The sequence below is a fragment of the Microbacterium sp. Y547 genome, from assembly GCF_057669785.1.
The window spans coordinates 191,819-209,707 of the sequence record NZ_JBYHFN010000005.1; the positions used below are offsets into that span (position 1 = coordinate 191,819).

Consider the following 17,889-nt stretch of genomic DNA (forward strand, 5'->3'; position numbering starts at 1 on the left):
ACAGGTCAGCGTCCGACGGACTCCGCGAGGTCAGCGCCGGCCGACTCGTCGAGGTAGCGCTCGAGGCTGTCATCGAGTTCGTCGATCCACGGCGTGTGGTGCTGCACGGCGATCGTTCCGGTCATGACCGAGCGGTAAGTGCGGTCACGGTAGCCCATGATGTCCTCGGCCTTGTCGTGCTTCCACGCCAGGAAGATCTCGACGACCTCATCGATGTCGAACATCGGGTGGTCCGTCGCATCGATCAGGTCACGGATGTAGTCGCCCTGGAAGCGGATCTCATCGGCGGCGCTGGCGATCGCGTGGAACCGCGCGAGCCACTGATCGATGTCGATCTGCCGCGTCGCGGCATCCGGAAGCCGGATGCCGCCGAGGATGACATCGCGCACGAACCAGGCCTGGGCGTCGAACATGTTGAAGGTGAACCACTGGTCCTGCGCGCCGAGATAGAACACGTGCGGGTTGTCCTGCCACACGACACCCTTGTACAGCCCCGCGGGGTAGACGCAGTTGCGCGATTCCAGGGCGAGCTCGTCGGGAAGGAACGGGTACTTGTGCAAGTAGCCCGTGCACAGGATGACCGCGTCGATCTCGGCGACGCTGCCGTCCGAGAAATGCGCCGTCGATCCCTCGAAGCGATCGATGAGCGGACGCTCTTCGAACCCCTCGGGCCAGTCGTATCCCATGGGCTGCGTGCGATAGCTCGCGATGACGCGGCCGGCGCCCATCTTGTAGGCCTGGCTGCCGATGTCCTCGGCCGAGTAGCTCGAGCCGACCACCAGGACGGTGCGGTCCTTGAGCGCCTCCGCGCCACGGAAGTCATGCGCGTGCATGATGATGCCGGGGAACGTCTCGACACCGGCGATCTCAGGCTGGGACGGGAACGAGAAGTGACCGGACGCCACGATGATGCGATCGAACTGCTCGCTGGTCGTCGTGCCCTTGACGAGGTCTTCACTCGCGAGTGTGAACGTCTCGGTCTCGGGGTCGTAGTCCACCCAGCGAACGACCGTGTTGAAGCGCACCGCTGTGCGCAGGCCGGCCTTCTCGACGCGGCCGTTGATGTAGTCCCACAGCACCTCACGCGGCGGATAGGACGAGATCGGCTTTCCGAAGTGCTCATCGAAGCTGTAGTCCGCGAACTCCAGGGCTTCCTTGGGGCCGTTGGACCACAGGTTGCGGTACATGCTGGAGTGGACCGGCTCGCCGAATTCATCGAGACCCGTGCGCCACGTGTAATTCCACTGGCCGCCCCAGTCCTCCTGCTTCTCGAAGCAGACGATCTCGGGAACTTCTGCGCCCGCTTGCTCTGCCGCGTGGAAGGCTCGCAGCTGCGCCATCCCACTGGGACCGGCGCCGATAATCGCTATTCTCATGTATTCGTATCCTCTAGTTACGTGTCATTTGCATCTGCGTCATCGCATACGTCGGCACCGCTGCGGCACGGGGAAGAAGCACCACGCGCACCGTTCGGGTATCGGTGCTGACCGTTTTCCAGGGTATCAAGCACGCGATCAGAGGCCCTTTCCAGAGGTCACGGTCACCACGAAACACTGCGCGGGCCCGCCCCCGAAGGGACAGACCCGCGCAGTGTTCTGGAGAGGATCGGCTACGAGCCCTGATATGGGGTGAAGACCGTGAAGGTCTCGCCCGTCTCGAGGTTCGTCACCGTCACGGTCGCTTCACCGTCGGCGACCGACGCCGACCGTGAGTTGAGCGAGACGGCGACGGTCTTGCCCGGTGCGACCGACGAGAACGACTTCTTGCCGAAGGCCGTCGCGACGTTGATGTTCACCGGGGCATCCCCGTCGTTCGTGACCGAGACGGTCACGTACGCCGTGCTGCCGAGCGAGCGCGTCGCGGTGCCGGCCGTGACGGTGAGCGAGTCTGCGAGCTCTCCGCAGTCACCGACCGTCGCGCCACCCAGGGCGTTCGTCGCGCCGAAGTCACTCAGCGCGGCGCTGTTCGCGTCACAGGTGAGCGTGCCGTACACGGTGTTGCCTGCGAACACGGGACCGTACGCACCGGCGAGCCTGCTGAAGCGCTCGTTGGCGGTGACCTGCGTGTTGCCGGACAGCTCGACGCCACGACGGAACGTCGTGCCCGCCGCGGTGACGTCGCGCTCGACGCCGCTGATGGTCGCGGCGCCCTCGACGGTCGATCCGAAGATCTGGAACGTCTCGGCGTCGTTCACGGCGAGTGCGCCCGAGATGACCGTGTCGGTCACCAGGGCAGAGGCACCGTCGGCGACGGTGAGGGCCCCGGCGATGTCGGCATCCGTGATGCACGTGGCACCCTCGGTCAGCGTCACGGACTCGAGCGAGCCGGTCAGCGTCTGAGTGCACTCGAGAGCCTCGCCGGGCAGTGCCGTCGCGGTGTACGAGTCGGCATCGCCGATGTTGCCGGCGGCGTCGATTGCGCGGTGCTCGACGAGGTGCGTACCGAACCCGGGGATGAAGCCGCCCAGCGGGTGGTCATCCGGAAGGGTCTGCTCGAACGCGGCCTTGCTCAGTCCACCCGAGCCGAGGTTCCCGTAGGTGAGAGCCTTCAGGTCGGTGCCGGAGTGACGGAAGCGGAACGGCGAGTCGGGCATCGGCTGCTCGGGGAAGCCCGAGTAGTCGAGCCATCCGTCGCCGTTGAGGCGCAACTGGCCGACGACGTAGCGCTCGCTGTCGTACCCGACGGTGGAATCCGTCGGGTCGAGCTTCATGTCCCATCCCCCGAAGTAGATCGGGTGCGCGTCGGTCGTCGAGGTCGCAAGCGACTCGGACAGCGTCCGCGGCGCGGTGGGCATGACGGCGTCGATCTTCCACGCCTGGGTCGCCGGAGCGACGTCAGGGTGTGCCGGGTCGGTGACCGAAACCGTCAGGTCGTAGGTTCCCGAACCGAGATCGAGAGCGCCCAGATCGAGCGTCGTGCGCGTGCCGGACTGCACCTCGACGCCGTCGATCTTCCACGTCACCGTGGGGATGCGGTCGCTCGGGTGGTTCGTCCGGACGAAGACGACCTCGTCGTGTGCGAGCGGCGTGGCAGTGAGGCTCGCCGAGGTGATCTCTGCACCGGGAGCGGACGGAACGACGGCCTCTGCGCCGATGGTCCACTGACGGGTCTGCACGAAGCGCGGACCGTTGTATCCCGAGTCGGTTGCCGTGTTGTTCGTCGACGGGATGCGGACCCAGTCGATGCCGTCGGGACCGACGGGGTCACGAACCTCGACGTGGACGATCGTGCCCTCGGGCAGGTCGAGCTCTCCGAGATCGAGGCTGCGCTCGGGGCCTGAGGCGATGATCTCGCCCTCGGGACCGCCGTTGCGCCACGTCACCGTGAGCTCGTGGAAGCGCGGCTGGCCGGACTCGGTCCACAGGGCGCTGTCGGCGGGGACGACGCCCTCGGGCGTCGACGTGACGACCATCTGGCCCGAGTCGCGCAGGCCCGTGATGCGGGCGACCATGTGCTCGAGGCCGATCTGATCGAAGTCGTATCCGACCCAGCGCATCATCGAGTGCTCGCTCGGGCGGAATTGGCCACAGGGGTACAGGCCGCCGGATTCGTAGAGGCCGATTCGGCCGCCTGAGCGGCTCTCTTCGCCGAGCCAGCGGAACCACTTGTGCTGGTCGGCAATCATCTGCTCTTCGGACGTGTACGTCGTGTGGTGGAAGCTCGTGCCCGACTCAGCACCCGTGTAGCACGAACGGACGATGTCGCGCGAGTTGTAGGGGTACTCGTCGCGCAGCGTGCCGAGCGAGTGGCCGAGCTCGTGCAGCGAGACGACGGGTCCCTGCGGGGAGCCCGCGGAGGTCGTCGCGTCGCGTCCGCCGATGCCGCCGTACGTGAAGGTGTTGGCCAAGGCCAGCGTCTGGACGTTCTGCGCCGTGCGCGGAATGCCCAGCAGCGGAGCGACGTAGTCGTCGAGGATCCGGCGCTGAGCCTCGATGCCCGTCTCGCAGGGGTTGACGCCCTCGGGGTAGCGGCCCGCCTGCGACGCGCAGTCGACGGGGGCGCGGCCGTAGGTGATGCCCCGGGCGAGCGGGTCACTGCAGCCACTCAGCGTGAGGCGCAGGGCCGTGTTCTTGGTGGCGAGGGGTCCCTCACGCTCGCCGGTGTCGCGGATCGTGCCGTCGGGGTGACGCACACGGCCGTCGGGGTCGCAGTGCACGCCGTAGTCGATCGAGGCGAGCTGCACGGCGTAGATGTTGATGTAGTTCTTGTAGCTGCGGAAGGGCTCGGTCCCCCACAGCACGCCGAGGTTGCGGTCGAGGTCGGCCATGAACAGGCTCTGCTGGTCAGCCTGGTAGCCGTCGCCGAAGACGACGAGGTTCAATCGCTCGCTGGGGTCGCCGGTCACCTGGATCGGCACGACATTTGGCTCGGGCAGCGGGTCGACCGCTGTCGCCGTCGCTGTCGCGGCACCGCCGACGACGAGCGTTGCGGTCATCGCGACCGTCGCGAGTACCGCGCCGATCCTCGATGACGCTCTTCTGGGGGTTTTCAACACGTGAACCTTCCTCTTCCGGGGACGCGTCGGTGCGCCATCACGGATCCACACCGCTTCGTAGGGGTGCAGGGGTCTCCGGGCGGGCGCCCGGTGACGTGTTACACACTACTGAAGCGCTCCGACAACGACCACGGACGGACGCCCGCGGTTAGTAATATTTGACATATCACTGATGGCCCTGCGACGATTCGGGCACCGTCGACGGATTCCACGCGGCACGACGTCGTGACAGCACCACGGAATCCCGTCGATCAACGCAACCGCTACGCACGATGCCCGCGGTGAGGCGGGCACGTGCACGGACCCCGACATCGTCGAAGAAGGGACCCTCCACCGTGAGACTCAGAACGCCCGCAGCCGCGGCTGCCCTGGTGTGCGCCGGCCTCGTCGCCGCCACGGCGACCCACCCCGCGACCGCCAGCACCACCGCGCCCCCCGAGATCGTCGTCGCCGACGGCGTGACCCAGCCGGTGCACGGCTATGCCGACGCCGTACGCGAGCGCGTCTGGGTGAAGGCAGGCATCGACAGCGACCGCGACGGCGTCGAAGACGTGATCCGAGTCGACATCATGCGCCCGGCCGCGACCGAAGACGGCCTGAAAGCCCCGGTCATCATCGACAACTCCCCCTATTACACGACGCTCGGACGCGGCAACGAGTCCGAGCTCAAAGCCGATGTCGACGGCGACGGGCTCAACGACCGGTGGCCGCTGTACTACGACAACTACTTCGTGCCGCGCGGATACGCCGTCGCGCTCGTGGACATGACCGGGACCGCCGGATCGACAGGGTGTCCGACGATCCAGGGCGAGTCCGAGAACCTCTCGGGGCCCGCCGTCGTGGATTGGCTCAACGGTCGCAACACCGCCGTCGATGCGAACGGCGACCCCGTCGTCGTGGACTGGCACAACGGCAAGTCCGGCATGATCGGCAAGTCGTACGACGGCGCGCTGGCGATGGGAGCCGCCGTCTCGGGCGTCGAGGGTCTTGCGACCGTCGTGCCGATCGGCGGGCCGTACAACTACTACGACTACACCCGCACGAACGGGCTCGTGCAGCGTGGGGGCAACTACCTGCGGTCCCTCGCCACGACGATCACGAACGACGACCGCGCGCGCCAGGCCCGGTGCGCACCGGTGTGGGATGAGATCGACGCCGCCGACGGCGACGAGAACGGCGACTACTCGCCGTTCTGGTACGAGCGCAACTACCTCGACGACGTCGACAAGGTCACCGCCTCGGTCTTCCTCGTGCACGGCCTGCAGGAGGAGAACGTGCGCGCCGATCACGCCTCGAAGATGTGGGCAGCCCTGGGCGCCCACGACGTCGAGCGCAAGATGTGGCTCTCACGCACGGGCCACATCGAGCCCTTCGACTTCCGCCGCGGCGAATGGGTCGACACCCTGCACCGCTGGTTCGACCACTACCTGCACGGCATCGACAACGGCATCGACGACGAGCCGATGGTCGATGTCGAGGTCGCCGGCGGCGAGTGGGAGCAGCACGCCGACTGGCCCATCGCAGGGACAGAGCACGTGGAGTTCTATCTTCGCCACAACGGAGACGGGGCCGGGTCGTTCGCCCTGACCCCCGCTCCGGGCGAAGCGTCGTCGGCCTCGTTCGTCGATGACTCGCGCCAGACCGAGGCGCAGGCGATGGCGAACCCGCAGGCGACGTCGGCATCGCGGCTGGCCTTCCTGTCGGAGCCGCTCGCCCGGGATCTGCGCATCTCGGGAACCCCCGTCGTCGAGCTGACGGCCGCCTCGAGCCAGGACGTCGCCTATGTCGGCGCGATGCTCGTCGAGTACGGCCCGAGCAGGCAGAACGACCGCACCGGCGACGGCATCCGGCAGAACACGACGGCACCCGAGACGTGCCACGGTGAGGCGTCCGAGCACGATGACGCCTGCTACCGGATCGTGGACTACCGTCCCATCACGACCGACCAGTGGCGCGTCACGAAGGGCGCGATGGATGCCCGCAACCGCTTCTCGCTCGAGGAGGCGACGCCGCTCGTGCCGGGTGTGCCCGAGAGCCTCAGCTTCCCGATGCTCCCCGAGGACTACACGTTCACCGAGGGAAACCGCATCGGCGTGATCCTGGTCGGCTCGTACCGGTCGTACTCGGTCGAGACACTGGCATCCCGCCCCGAGATCACCGTCGACACGAAGGTGAGCCGCATCAGCCTCCCCGTCGTCGGCGGGACCCAGGCGGCATCGGATGCCGGGGTCGAAGCGCTCGCCGGAGCGGCGACGGCCACGACGCGCACGCTCGGCGGCACGGCCTACGTGAGCGTCACGGTCGGCAACGACGCCGAGGGCGCGGTGGACATCACCGTCGAGACGGAGTTCGGCACGAAGAGGTTCGCCTCGGTCGCGTCCGGCAAGACCGTCAGCGTGTCGTTCAACACGCGTGCGACCTCGGTCGGCGCGGGCGAGGCGACCGTCACGGTGACCGGTGTCGTCGACGGTGAGACGATCACCGTCATCAAGAAGGCGCCCTACTCGGCGCGCTGAGTCCAGAGGCGGCGGGGGTGCGCTCTCGCACCCCCGCCGCCTGCCGCTCACTCCTCGACGGTGGACAGCTCGAACCAGCGCTCCTCGACGGCATCCCGGTCGGCCTGGAGCGCCGTGATCTTCGCCATCTCGGCGGCGAGGCCCTCGTAGTCGGCCTGGTCGTGGTCTGCCAGCGCCGCGCGCGCGGCGGCGATCTGCTGCTCGAGCTTCGCGAGTCGACGCTCGAGCGAGGCGAGCTCCTTCTGCATGGCCCGCAGCTCGGCGCCGCCCAGCCGCGGTGCATCCGGTGTGTCAGCGGATGCCGCAGCCCGGTCCGCTGCAGGAGCGTTGCGCTCGCGCTCGCGCAGGCGCAGGTACTCATCGACGCCGCCGGGCAGGTGACGCAGGCGCCCGCCGAGGATCGCGAACTGCTGATCGGTGACCCGCTCGATGAAGTATCGGTCGTGGCTCACGACGAGGAGCGTGCCCGGCCACGTGTCGAGGAGGTCCTCCATGGCGGCGAGCATGTCGGTGTCGAGATCGTTGGTGGGCTCGTCGAGGATCAGCACGTTCGGCTGCTCGAGCAGGATCAGCAGCAGCTGGAGGCGCCGCTTCTGGCCGCCCGAGAGGTCCTTGACCGGCGTTGAGAGCTGAACGCTCGAAAAGCCCATCTGCTCGAGCAGCTGACCGGGGGTGAGTTCCTGCGCCTTCGAGCCCGCGCCGAACGTGTACGACGTCCGCAAGCTCGCGATCACGACGCGGACCGGGTCGTTCAGGTGCTCCTCGAGTTCGTCCAGGCGCTGCGTCAGCGTGGCCACCTTGACGGTCTTGCCTCGCTTGACGCGGCCCGTCGTCGGTTCGACCTCACCCGAGACGAGCCCGAGCAGGGTGGACTTGCCGGCGCCGTTGACACCCAGGATGCCGGTGCGCTCCCCCGGCGCGATGCGCCATTCGACGGGGTGCAGCACCTCACGGTCGCCGTACGAGACCGACGCGTCGAGCAGGTCGACGACGTCCTTGCCGAGCCGGGTGACGGCGAGAGACTGCAGCTCGGTCTTGTCGCGGATCTCGGGCACGTCGGCGATGAGCTCGTTGGCGGCGTCGATGCGGAACTTCGGCTTCGACGTGCGCGCGGGGGCTCCTCGTCGCAGCCACGCCAGCTCTTTGCGGGCGAGGTTCTGGCGCCGCGCCTCGATCGTCGCCGCCTGACGGTCGCGCTCGACCCTCTGCAGGATGTACGCGGCGTACCCGCCGTCGAAGGGCTCGACGATGCGGTCGTGCACTTCCCACGTCGCCGTGCACACCTCGTCGAGGAACCACCGGTCGTGCGTCACGACGAGCAGTCCGCCCTGATTGGCCGGCCAGCGGCGCTTGATGTGGTCGGCGAGCCAGGCGATCGCCTCGACGTCGAGGTGGTTCGTCGGCTCGTCGAGGAAGATCACGTCGTGGTCGCCGACGAGAAGCTGCGCGAGCGCGACACGACGGCGCTGACCGCCGGACAGGCCAGCGACCGGACCGTCCCACGCGATGTCGGCGAGGAGCCCCGAGATGACGTCGCGCACGCGCGGCGAGCCCGCCCACTCGTACTCGGGCGTGTCGCCGACGACGGCTTCGGCGACCGTGCCGGTCTCACCCAGCGTGTCGGACTGATCGAGCACGCCGACGCGCACGCCGCCGCGCACGGTGACCCGGCCGCCGTCGGGTTCGAGTCTGCCGGCGAGCATCGCGAGAAGGCTGGACTTGCCGTCGCCGTTGCGGCCGACGACGCCGATCCGATCGCCTTCGTCGATGCCCAGCGAGACGGAGTCGAAGACGACTTTGGTCGGGAACTCGAGGTGCAGGGCTTCCGCCCCGAGAAGATGCGCCATATTCCTTCCAGGCTATGCCCCCCGTGAGCCCGAGAGTGCACCAGGGGCCGAGGCTGCGGGATTCACCCGATGTTCACGGCGGCGGACGGCCGCCCGCCGGCGCGCGGTGAGGGCCTACGGGGTCAGTACCAGAACGACAGGCGGGGCGACGACGGCCACGACAGGATCGCCGCGGCGCGGATCGGGTCGGGGGTCTCGGCCCGTCCGGCGGCGGCGAGGGTCGCAAGCGAGACCCCGCCGAGGTAGACCGCGCCGAGCTCAGCGGCACCGAGCGCGACCGGAAGCGCGTCGACAGGTGCGTCACCGTCGACACGCGACACCCGGGCCGCGCCGTCGTCGGCGACATCGAGCAGGTATCGCCCCGCCGCGAAGCCCAGCGGGTCGGTGACCTCGAGCACGAGCCGGCCCGGCGACGCATACCGCCGTGCCTCGAGGGCCCCTTCGACGTCGAGGATGCGCACGTACTGGTGGTCCTGAACCGTCACGACCGCCGCACGCTGGTCGGCGATCATCCACCGCAGCGGCTCATCGACCGAGACCTCTTCGGCGCGCACCTCGGCCACGAGGTCGAGCTCGAGCAGGAACCGCCACAGCGCCGCGTACGCGTCATCGCCGTCCGCGACGAGGTAGTGCACCGAGGCCGTCGCCTTCGTGAAGTCGTCGTGGTTCTCGCGGACGGCGTACACCGCCACGCCGCGCACCTCGCCCGCAGCATCCGTGTACTGCACGGCCCGCTTGTCGCGGGCCTTCTCGGTGTCGGGGCGCGTACCGGCGAAGCCGTCCCAGTGGGAGTCCGGGATCTCGATCTCGCCCGCGACGCGCAGGCGCGACCGCTCGTGCACGAGGGGCATGAGCTCGCGAGCCCGCTCGCGGGTGATGAAGTCGACCCGCCCGTCGGGGCGCGGTCCGATCCATCCGGCGCGCGCCGTCTCGATCCGCACCGACGCGCTCATCGCCGCGGGTCCGAAGCCGTAGCGGCCGTAGAGCGTCGACTCGCTCACCGTGAGCATCGCCGCCGGCACACCGGCATCCCGCGCGGCGCGCAGCTCACCCTCGAGCATCGCCCGCGCGATCCCGCGGCGGCGGTGCGTGGGCGAGACCGTCACGGCCGAGATGGCGCACGAGGCGATGCCGCCGCCACCGGGCACCGTGAGCTCGGAGATCCACGACGCGATCGTGCCGACGGGCGCGTCGGCCATGGGCGCCGTCGGGTCGTAGACGCCCGTCAGTCGCCGGTACCCACTGCGCTCGCGGACCGCCGCGACCTGCTCGTCGGTGCGCTCGCCGTCCTGGAACCCGCGGCGGACGACCTGCAGCCACGGCGCGAAGCCGTCGGAGTCGACGGCGACGCGGCGATATTCCAGCCCGCTCGTGGCGAGCCGCTCGGCCGATACGGCATCCGCTGCTCCCTCGCGGAACGCCGCACGGGCGGCGTCGTCGAACAGGTTCATGGGCGTTCTCCTCGGTAGGTCGCGGTCGACAGGTCAGGTGTGGACGACGCGGGCACCCGCGACGGGACCGTGCACGTGCAGGGCGTCATAGCCCGCGGCCGACAGCGTCACCTGAAGGTCGATCGCCCCCTCGGCATCGCTCGCAAGGAAGGCGATCGTCGGCCCGGATCCCGACACGATACCCGCGAGCGCCGACGCACTCGACTCGCCGAGTTCGAGCAGCTCGCGCAGGTCGGGTCGCAGCGACAGCGCCGCCGTCTGCAGGTCGTTGCTCAGCGCGTCTGCCAGCGCCGCGGCATCCCCCGCGCGCAGCGCCTGCAGCACGGGCGGCGCGACGTCAGGCGTGCGGTCCGGACGGGGGGCGTCTGTGGTTTCACGCAGCTCGTCGAGGTGCCCATAGACCCGCGGCGTGGACAGGCCGTCGTCCGAGGGCACGATGACCCAGTCGAACCGCCCCTTCGCGAGTGCGGGACTCAAGCGATCGCCCCGGCCCGTGCCGACCGCCGTGCCCCCGAGCAGAGCGAAGGGCACATCGGCGCCCAGGCGGGCGGCGAGGCGGTGCAGCTCGGCACCGCCGAGGTCGGTCCCCCACAGGGCGTCGCACGCGACGAGCGCGGCGGCGGCGTCGGCCGAGCCGCCGCCCATGCCTCCGGCGACCGGCACATGCTTGACGATGTCGAGGTGCACGCCCCCCGTGTAGTTCGCCCTCTGCGCGACCAGTCGCGCGGCGCGCACCGCGAGGTTGCGGTCATCCAGCGGCACGCCCGTGACATCGACCGAACCCGACACCGACATGGTGAACTCGTCGGAGTGCGAGGCCACGACGTCTTCGTACAGCGACACCGCCTGGTACGCCGACGCGACGTCGTGGTATCCGTCTTCCTGCACGCGCCCGACCTCGAAGAACACGTTGAGCTTGCCGGGCGCGCGCACACGCACGTCGTCGTTCACGAATGCGTGCGTCACGTGTCCTCCGCTTCCTGCCACAGGTCTCGCTGACCGCCCTCGCCGAGCGCATCGATGCGGGCGAGTTCGTCAGCGGTGAAGGGCGCGCCCTCGAGGGCGGCGAGGTTCTCGTCGATCTGAGCGGGGCGGGACGCACCGATGAGAGCGGATGCCACGACACTCTCGCGCAGCACCCATTGCAGCGCCAGCTGGGCCAGCGACTGGCCGCGCTGCTGCGCGATCTCGTCGAGGCCCCGCAGCCGCGCCAGGCCGGCGGGGGTCAGCGGACGGTCAGGGAGCGATGCGCGCTTCTGCGACCGCTGGGCGGGGGTGCCCGCGAGGTACTTGTCGGTGAGCAGGCCCTGCGCCAGCGGGACGAACGCGATCGCGCCCATTCCCTCCTGGTCCAGAACGTCCGTCAAGCCGTCCTCGATCCAGCGGTCCAGGACCGAGTACGACAGCTGGTGGATGACCAGCGGCGTACCCATCGACCGCGCGATCGCAGCGGCCTGCGCCGTCTGCAGCGCGTCATACGACGACACCCCGACGTAGCGCGCCTTGCCCGCGCGCACGAGCGTGTCGAGGGCTCCGATCGTCTCCTCCAGCGGAACGTGCGGGTCGAACCGGTGCGAGTAGAAGATGTCGACGTGGTCCAGACCCATGCGCTGCAGGGACTGGTCGGCGCTGGAGAGCAGGTAGCCGCGCGATCCGCCGTCGCCGTAGGGACCGGGCCACATGCGATAACCGGCCTTGGACGAGATGATGAGCTCGTCCCGGTAGGGCGCGAAATCCTCACGCATCATGCGGCCGAAGTTCGTTTCGGCCGAGCCGAACGGCGGGCCGTAGTTGTTGGCGAGGTCGAAGTGCGTGATGCCCCTGTCCAGCGCGTGGCGAAGCAGAGCGCGCTGATCGTCGAAGGCGATGTTGTCGCCGAAGTTCCACCACAGACCGAGCGACACGGGGGGCAGGACGAGCCCGGACGATCCGACACGGCGGTACGGCACATCCTGATAGCGGTCCGCGGCAGCGGTATAGGGACGGTGCAGGTCTCCACCGTCAGGCGTTCGGGAGGGCACGTCGCTCACAGATCCAGGCTAGTGATCGACACGGGCGATGCGCAGGTAGTCCTCGACCGTGAGGCTCTCGCCCCGCGCCGTCGGGGCGACGTGCGCCGCCTCGAGCACGGCGCTGGCGTGCGCGGACGAGCCGCCGAGGACCTCGGAAAGCGCCTGGCGAAGCATCTTGCGTCGCTGTTGGAAGGCCGCGTCGACGATGCGGAAGGTGCGGCGACGTTCGTCCTCGGTGCCCCGCGGTTCGGCGTCGCGCTCGAAGGCGACGAGCACGCTGTCGACGTTGGGCACGGGCCAGAACACGTGACGGGACACCGTGCCGGCGAGGCGCCAGGTTCCGTACCAGGCCGCTTTGACGCTGGGCGACCCATAGGTCTTCGATCCGGGGCCGGCGGCGAGGCGCTCCCCCACTTCGGCCTGAACCATGACCACTCCGCGCTGCAGCCGCGGAAAGGTCTCGAGGAAATGCAGCAGGACGGGCACGCTGACGTTGTACGGCAGGTTCGCCACGAGCACCGTGGGGTCACCCGGAAGCTCCGTCACCCGCAGCGCGTCGGCGTCGATGACCGTGAGCGCACCCTCGGGCACGCCGTGCGCGCGGGCGGTGTCCTCCAGACGCGCCGCGAGCCGGTGATCGATCTCGACGGCCGTGACGGCGGCCCCGGTCTCGAGGATCGCAAGAGTGAGCGAGCCCAGCCCCGGTCCGACCTCGACGACGCGCTCCCCCGCGGCGACGCGGGCGACGTTCACGATCTTTCGCACGGTGTTCGCATCGACGACGAAGTTCTGCCCGAGCTTCTTCGTCGGGGTGACATCGAGTTCTGCCGCGAGCGCGCGGATCTCGGATGCACCGAGGAGAGTCACGGCCATGCGTCAACTGTAGTCACGTGGCAGAGGCTCTCCGTCCCTAAGATGTCGAGGTGCCTTCCCTCGGTGACTTCATCGCGCCGCGGCGACTCGGCAGGGACTTTCGCTGGCTGCTCTCCTCGTCCTGGACGAGCAATCTCGGCGACGGCATCGCGCTGTCGGCATCCCCCCTTCTGATCGCCTCGCTGACGTCGTCGCCTCTGCTCGTGGCCGCCGGGGCGATGATGCAGTTCCTGCCGTGGCTGCTGTTCGGCCTGCTCGCCGGCTCGATCGCGGATCATCACGACCGCCGGCGGCTCGTCATGATCGCCAACGCCTCGCGCGCCGTCGTCGTCACGGGACTCGTCGTCTTCCTGCTGACGGACCAGGTGACCGTGGTCATCGTGCTCGCGGCGGCCTTCCTCTACGGCACGGCCGAGGTGTTCGCCGACACGGCGGGCGCGACGCTCCTGCCGATGCTCGTGCGCCCGGCCGACCTCGGCATCGGCAATGCGCGCCTGCAAGCGGGGTTCCTCGTCGGCAATCAGCTCGCGGGACCGCCCCTGGGCGCTTTCCTCTTCGCGGCGGGCTCGTTCTGGCCGTTCGTCACCCAGATCGTCTGCGTGAGCCTCGCCGTCATCCTCATCTCGCGCATCGCCCGCACACCCGTTCCGCCGAAGGAGGATCCCGCCCCCGAGGTGAAGCCGCGTCCGATCCGCGAAGGGCTCGCCTGGCTGCGCGCCAACGCGCCCGTGCGCACACTCGTCCTCATCATCCTCGTCTTCAACGTGACGTGGGCAGCCCCGTGGGGCGTCCTCGTGCTCTATGCGACCGAGTATCTCGACATGGGCGCGGTCGGCTACGGCGCCCTCACGACGGCGTCGGCGCTCGGCGGACTCATCGCCACCGTGTGCTTCGGGTGGCTGGAGCGGCATGTCTCGTTCGCGACGCTCATGCGCGTGTGCCTCACGCTCGAAGTGCTCATGCACCTCGCTTTCGCGCTCACGACATCGCCGATCGTCGCGTTCGCCCTCATGTTCGGATTCGGCGCGTACGCGTTCGTGTGGGGAACGATCTCGACGACCGTGCGCCAGCGGCTCGTGCCGATGCACCTGCAGGGCCGCATCGCATCGGTCAACATGGTCGGCGTCTTCGGAGGGCTCGTCATCGGGCAGCTGATCGGCGGCCTGCTCGCTCAGGGCTGGGGGCTCACCGCGCCGTGGTGGTTCGCGTTCGTCGGCTCGGCGATCACGCTGCTCGTCGTGTGGCGGTCGATCTCGCACATCGCGGCGTCACGCCCCGTGCTGGGCGACGACGCGACGGATCAGTCCTCGAACGCCCCGTAGACCTCGAGCGTGTTGGCCGCCAGCTGCGCGCACAGTTCGTCGAGCTCGACGCCCAGCTCGACGGCGAGGAAACGCACCGTCACGGGGATCAGGTACGGCGCGTTGGGGCGACCGCGGTGCGGCACGGGGGTGAGGAACGGCGCATCCGTTTCGACGAGGATCCGCTCGCGCGGGGTCACCTTGAGGGCATCCCGCAGGTTCTGGGCGTTCTTGAACGTGACGTTGCCCGCGAACGACAGGTAGTAGCCCCGTTCGGCGGCGATCTCGGCCATCGCCGCGTCGCCCGAGAAGCAGTGGAAGACCGTGCGCTCGGGGGCTCCGACCCGCTCGAGGGTCTCAAGGACGGCGTCGTGGGCCTCGCGGTCGTGGATCTGCATCGCGATGCCGTGCTTCTTCGCGAGGGCGATGTGCGCCTCGAAGCTCTCGAACTGCGCGGGCAGGCCCTCTTCGCCCGTACGGAAGAAGTCGAGCCCCGTCTCACCGATCGCGCGCACGCGCGGCTGGGCGGCGAGCTCATCGATGACGCCGATCGCTTCGTCCAGCCGCCCGGCGCTCTGGTACGCGGGCGCCTCGTTGGGGTGGATCGCGACGGCCGCGAGCACGCGGGGATGCGATGCCGCCGCCCACGCCGACCAACGGCTCGAGTCGATGTCGCCACCGGCCTGCACGACCCCCACGACGCCGACCGCCGCAGCGCGCTCGAGCTGCTCGTCGAGGCTCAGCGACGCATCGCCGTCGTCGATCTCGAGGTGCGCATGGTTGTCGTACACCGGCACGGGCAGGGGCTCGGGAGCTTCGGGCCACCGCACGTCGCCGCGGCCCTCCTGCGAACGGGTACGGACGTACTGCGACGGGTCGCTGTCTGTCACGAGGAGCGCCGTTCCCGCACGCTCACGCGCCCTGCTCGACGCGCGGGAACAGCGGCGCGAGGCCGTTGACGCTCGTGCCGGGACGCAGGACACCCCACTGGCCCGCCTCGCGGATGGGCTGATCGACCAGTCGACCGAGCGACTCGGCCGCGCCGAGCGCGACCCACAGCTTCTCGGTCGCCTCGGGCATGACGGGAGACAGCAGCACGGCCAGGGCGCGCAGCCCTTCGGCGGCGGTGTAGAGCACGGTGCCCAGTCGCACGCGCTGCGTCTCGTCCTTCGCGAGCGCCCAGGGCTCGTTCTCGGTGATGTACAGGTTGAGGTCGTCGACGATCGTCCAGATGGCGTGGATCGCCTCGTCGATGCGGAATCGCTCGATCGCGGCATCGGCGCTGGCGGCGGCATCGGCCACGATCTGCTGCACGCGCAGGTCACGCTCGGTGTATTCGCCGGGGGGCGGCACGATGCCCTCGAAGTAGCGCTCGACCATCGCCGTCGTGCGCGAGGCGAGGTTGCCGAAGCCGTTGGCGAGCTCGGCCTGGTAGCGCGCGGCGAGGTCCTCCCACGAGAACGAGCCGTCCTGTCCGAATGCGATCGCCGAAAGGAAGTAGAACCGGTACGCATCCGACCCGAAGACGTCGGTGATCTCGGTCGGAGCGATGCCGGTGAGCTTGGACTTCGACATCTTCTCGCCGCCGACGAGCAGCCAGCCGTGCGCGAAGACACCCGCGGGCACATCGACGCCGGCGGCCATCAGCATGGCGGGCCAGATGACGGCGTGGAAGCGCAGGATGTCCTTGCCCACGACGTGGTACGCCGGCCAGCGGCGCGCGAATTCGCTTTCCTCGCCGGAGCCCGGCGCAGGGTCGTCGCCGTATCCCACGGCCGTGACGTAATTGAGCAGGGCATCGACCCACACGTAGATGACGTGGGATTCGTCCCAGGGCACCGTGATGCCCCAGTCGAACGTCGAGCGTGAGATCGACAGGTCTTTGAGCCCGCTCTTGACGAACGAGACGACCTCGTTGCGCGCGGACTCGGGTCGGATGAAGTCACTGCTCGCGTAGAGCTCGAGAAGCTTGTCCTGGAACTCGCTGAGCTTGAAGAAGTAGTTCTTCTCCTGCAGCAGCTCGAGCGGCTTCGAGTGGATCGCGCAGACCTTGAGCCCCTCGAACGCCCCCTCGCCCTGGACGATCTCGGCCTCGGTCTTGAACTCTTCGCAGCCGACGCAGTAGAGCGCCTCGAACTCGCCGGCGTAGATGTACCCACGGTCGTAGATGGCCTGCACGAACCGCTTGACCCGCTCCTCGTGGCGCGGCTGGGTCGTGCGGATGAAGTCGTCGTTGGCGACATCGAGGGTCTCCAGCAGCGGGAACCACGACTCGCTCACGAGCTTGTCGACCCATTCCTGCGGCGTCGACCCGTTCGCGGCGGCGGCGCGCATCATCTTCTGGCCGTGCTCGTCGGTGCCCGTCAGCATCCACGTGTCATCGCCGGCCTGGCGATGCCAGCGGGCGAGCGCGTCGACGGCCACGGTCGTGTAGCCGTGGCCGATGTGGGGCACGTCGCTCGGGTAGTAGATCGGCGTCGTGATGTAGAAGCTGCGGCCAGAAGTCACCCTTGAGATTCTAGGCCGGATGGATGCCGCTTCTGGCGCTATGACGGCCGCGCTCGCCGCGCGAGTGCTTCCTGGTAGAGATCCCGCGACGAGTGACCAGTGTGCGAGGCGACCTCGGTGGCGGCAACTTTGAGGCGCGTCCCCGCCGCGACGAGGTCGAGCACATGCGTCACGGCATCGGTGAAGGGAAGTTCACGCGCCGCGGCCCCGGCCACGACGATGACGAGCTCGCCCCGCACGCCCTGCTCGGCCCAGGCGACCAGTTCGGCCAGGGTGCCCCGCGCGACCTCTTCGTGCAGCTTCGTCAGCTCGCGGCAGACGGCTGCGCGCCGATCGGCGCCGAACGCCGCGGCCATGTCCGCCAGCGTCGCGGCGGCGCGCGAGGGGGCGTCGAAGAACACCATGGTGCGCTGCTCGCCCGCCAGCGCGGTGAACTCGGCCATCCGCTCGCCGTGCTTGCGCGCGACGAAGCCCTCGAACGTGAAGCGGTCGGTCGGCAAGCCCGCAACGGCGAGCGCCGTCACGACAGCGCTCGGACCGGGGATCGCCGTGACCGCGACGCCGGCCTCGGCGGCGGCCGCGACGAGCCCGTAGCCGGGGTCGGAGACCGTGGGCATGCCGGCATCGGACAGCACGAGCACGTCATTGTCGCGAGCGAGCTCGACGATCTCGGGCGCACGCTCCTTCTCGTTGTGGTCGTGCAGCGCGATGAGCCTCGGCCGGTTGGCGATGCCGAGCCCCGCGAGCAGCCGCTGCGTCGTGCGGGTGTCTTCGGCGGCGACGATCCTGGCCTCCTCGAGTGCTTCGACGAGGCGGCGCGACGCGTCGCCCAGATTGCCGATGGGGGTCGCCGCGAGGATGATCACGCCGCCAGCATAGGCTGGTC

Annotated in this window: 12 protein-coding genes; 2 read left to right on the forward strand and 10 right to left on the reverse strand. The window is 69.2% G+C overall.

Features of this window, described 5'->3' with window-relative positions; genetic code table 11:
- Positions 1-5 precede the first annotated feature (5 nt).
- Together AC25Y0_RS10195 and AC25Y0_RS10200 are read right to left on the reverse strand one after the other, a co-directional pair.
- Positions 6-1,376 (reverse strand): NAD(P)-binding domain-containing protein, encoded by a 1,371-nt coding sequence (locus AC25Y0_RS10195; protein WP_488123872.1) that lies wholly within the window; start codon positions 1,374-1,376, stop codon positions 6-8.
- Positions 1,377-1,609: 233 nt separating this feature from the next.
- Positions 1,610-4,435 (reverse strand): M64 family metallopeptidase, encoded by a 2,826-nt coding sequence (locus tag AC25Y0_RS10200; RefSeq protein ID WP_488123871.1) that lies wholly within the window; start codon positions 4,433-4,435, stop codon positions 1,610-1,612.
- A gap of 395 nt (positions 4,436-4,830) precedes the next feature.
- Here AC25Y0_RS10200 and AC25Y0_RS10205 point away from each other — a divergent pair, with 395 nt between their 5' ends.
- On the forward strand, positions 4,831-7,011 hold the full coding sequence (locus tag AC25Y0_RS10205; protein ID WP_488123870.1) for a CocE/NonD family hydrolase: 2,181 nt from the start codon (positions 4,831-4,833) through the stop codon (positions 7,009-7,011).
- 47 nt (positions 7,012-7,058) lie between these two features.
- Here AC25Y0_RS10205 and AC25Y0_RS10210 read toward each other — a convergent pair whose 3' ends face one another.
- From AC25Y0_RS10210 to rsmA, 5 genes are all read right to left on the reverse strand, one after another.
- Positions 7,059-8,858: an ABC-F family ATP-binding cassette domain-containing protein gene (locus AC25Y0_RS10210; protein ID WP_488123869.1), complete on the reverse strand. Its 1,800-nt coding sequence runs from the start codon at positions 8,856-8,858 to the stop codon at positions 7,059-7,061.
- A gap of 122 nt (positions 8,859-8,980) precedes the next feature.
- Positions 8,981-10,309: a GNAT family N-acetyltransferase gene (locus AC25Y0_RS10215; RefSeq protein WP_488123868.1), complete on the reverse strand. Its 1,329-nt coding sequence runs from the start codon at positions 10,307-10,309 to the stop codon at positions 8,981-8,983.
- Between the two features lie 33 nt (positions 10,310-10,342).
- Positions 10,343-11,275: a 4-(cytidine 5'-diphospho)-2-C-methyl-D-erythritol kinase gene (locus AC25Y0_RS10220; RefSeq protein WP_488123867.1), complete on the reverse strand. Its 933-nt coding sequence runs from the start codon at positions 11,273-11,275 to the stop codon at positions 10,343-10,345.
- Positions 11,272-12,339: an aldo/keto reductase gene (locus tag AC25Y0_RS10225; protein ID WP_488134587.1), complete on the reverse strand. Its 1,068-nt coding sequence runs from the start codon at positions 12,337-12,339 to the stop codon at positions 11,272-11,274. The genes AC25Y0_RS10220 and AC25Y0_RS10225 overlap by 4 nt, the downstream gene beginning before the upstream one ends.
- 9 nt (positions 12,340-12,348) lie before the next feature.
- Positions 12,349-13,194: a 16S rRNA (adenine(1518)-N(6)/adenine(1519)-N(6))-dimethyltransferase RsmA gene (gene rsmA, locus AC25Y0_RS10230; protein ID WP_488123865.1), complete on the reverse strand. Its 846-nt coding sequence runs from the start codon at positions 13,192-13,194 to the stop codon at positions 12,349-12,351.
- A gap of 50 nt (positions 13,195-13,244) precedes the next feature.
- Between rsmA and AC25Y0_RS10235 the strand changes: the two genes are divergently transcribed.
- A complete protein-coding gene (locus AC25Y0_RS10235; RefSeq protein WP_488123864.1) occupies positions 13,245-14,516 on the forward strand; it encodes an MFS transporter in 1,272 nt (423 codons plus the stop codon).
- On the opposite strand, the gene AC25Y0_RS10240 is transcribed toward AC25Y0_RS10235, so the two are convergent.
- From AC25Y0_RS10240 to rsmI, 3 genes are read right to left on the reverse strand one after another with little or no spacing between them, the layout of a single operon-like run.
- Entirely contained in the window at positions 14,495-15,385 is an 891-nt protein-coding gene (locus AC25Y0_RS10240; RefSeq protein WP_488123863.1) for a TatD family hydrolase, read from the reverse strand. The two genes, AC25Y0_RS10235 and AC25Y0_RS10240, sit on opposite strands and share 22 nt — an antisense overlap.
- Positions 15,386-15,407: 22 nt before the next feature.
- Entirely contained in the window at positions 15,408-17,003 is a 1,596-nt protein-coding gene (gene metG, locus AC25Y0_RS10245) for a methionine--tRNA ligase (protein WP_488123862.1), read from the reverse strand.
- A 38-nt stretch (positions 17,004-17,041) separates the two neighbouring features.
- Positions 17,042-17,869: a 16S rRNA (cytidine(1402)-2'-O)-methyltransferase gene (gene rsmI, locus AC25Y0_RS10250; protein WP_488123861.1), complete on the reverse strand. Its 828-nt coding sequence runs from the start codon at positions 17,867-17,869 to the stop codon at positions 17,042-17,044.
- Between the last annotated feature and the right edge of the window lie 20 nt (positions 17,870-17,889).

Excerpts from the sequence above, each read along its gene's own strand:
- AC25Y0_RS10195 (WP_488123872.1), bottom strand. The coding sequence starts at position 1,376 with ATGAGAATAGCGATTATCGGCGCCGGTCCCAGTGGGATGGCGCAGCTG.
- AC25Y0_RS10200 (WP_488123871.1), bottom strand. The coding sequence starts at position 4,435 with ATGACCGCAACGCTCGTCGTCGGCGGTGCCGCGACAGCGACGGCGACA.
- AC25Y0_RS10210 (WP_488123869.1), bottom strand. The coding sequence starts at position 8,858 with ATGGCGCATCTTCTCGGGGCGGAAGCCCTGCACCTCGAGTTCCCGACC.
- AC25Y0_RS10215 (WP_488123868.1), bottom strand. The coding sequence starts at position 10,309 with ATGAACCTGTTCGACGACGCCGCCCGTGCGGCGTTCCGCGAGGGAGCA.
- rsmA (WP_488123865.1), bottom strand. The coding sequence starts at position 13,194 with ATGGCCGTGACTCTCCTCGGTGCATCCGAGATCCGCGCGCTCGCGGCA.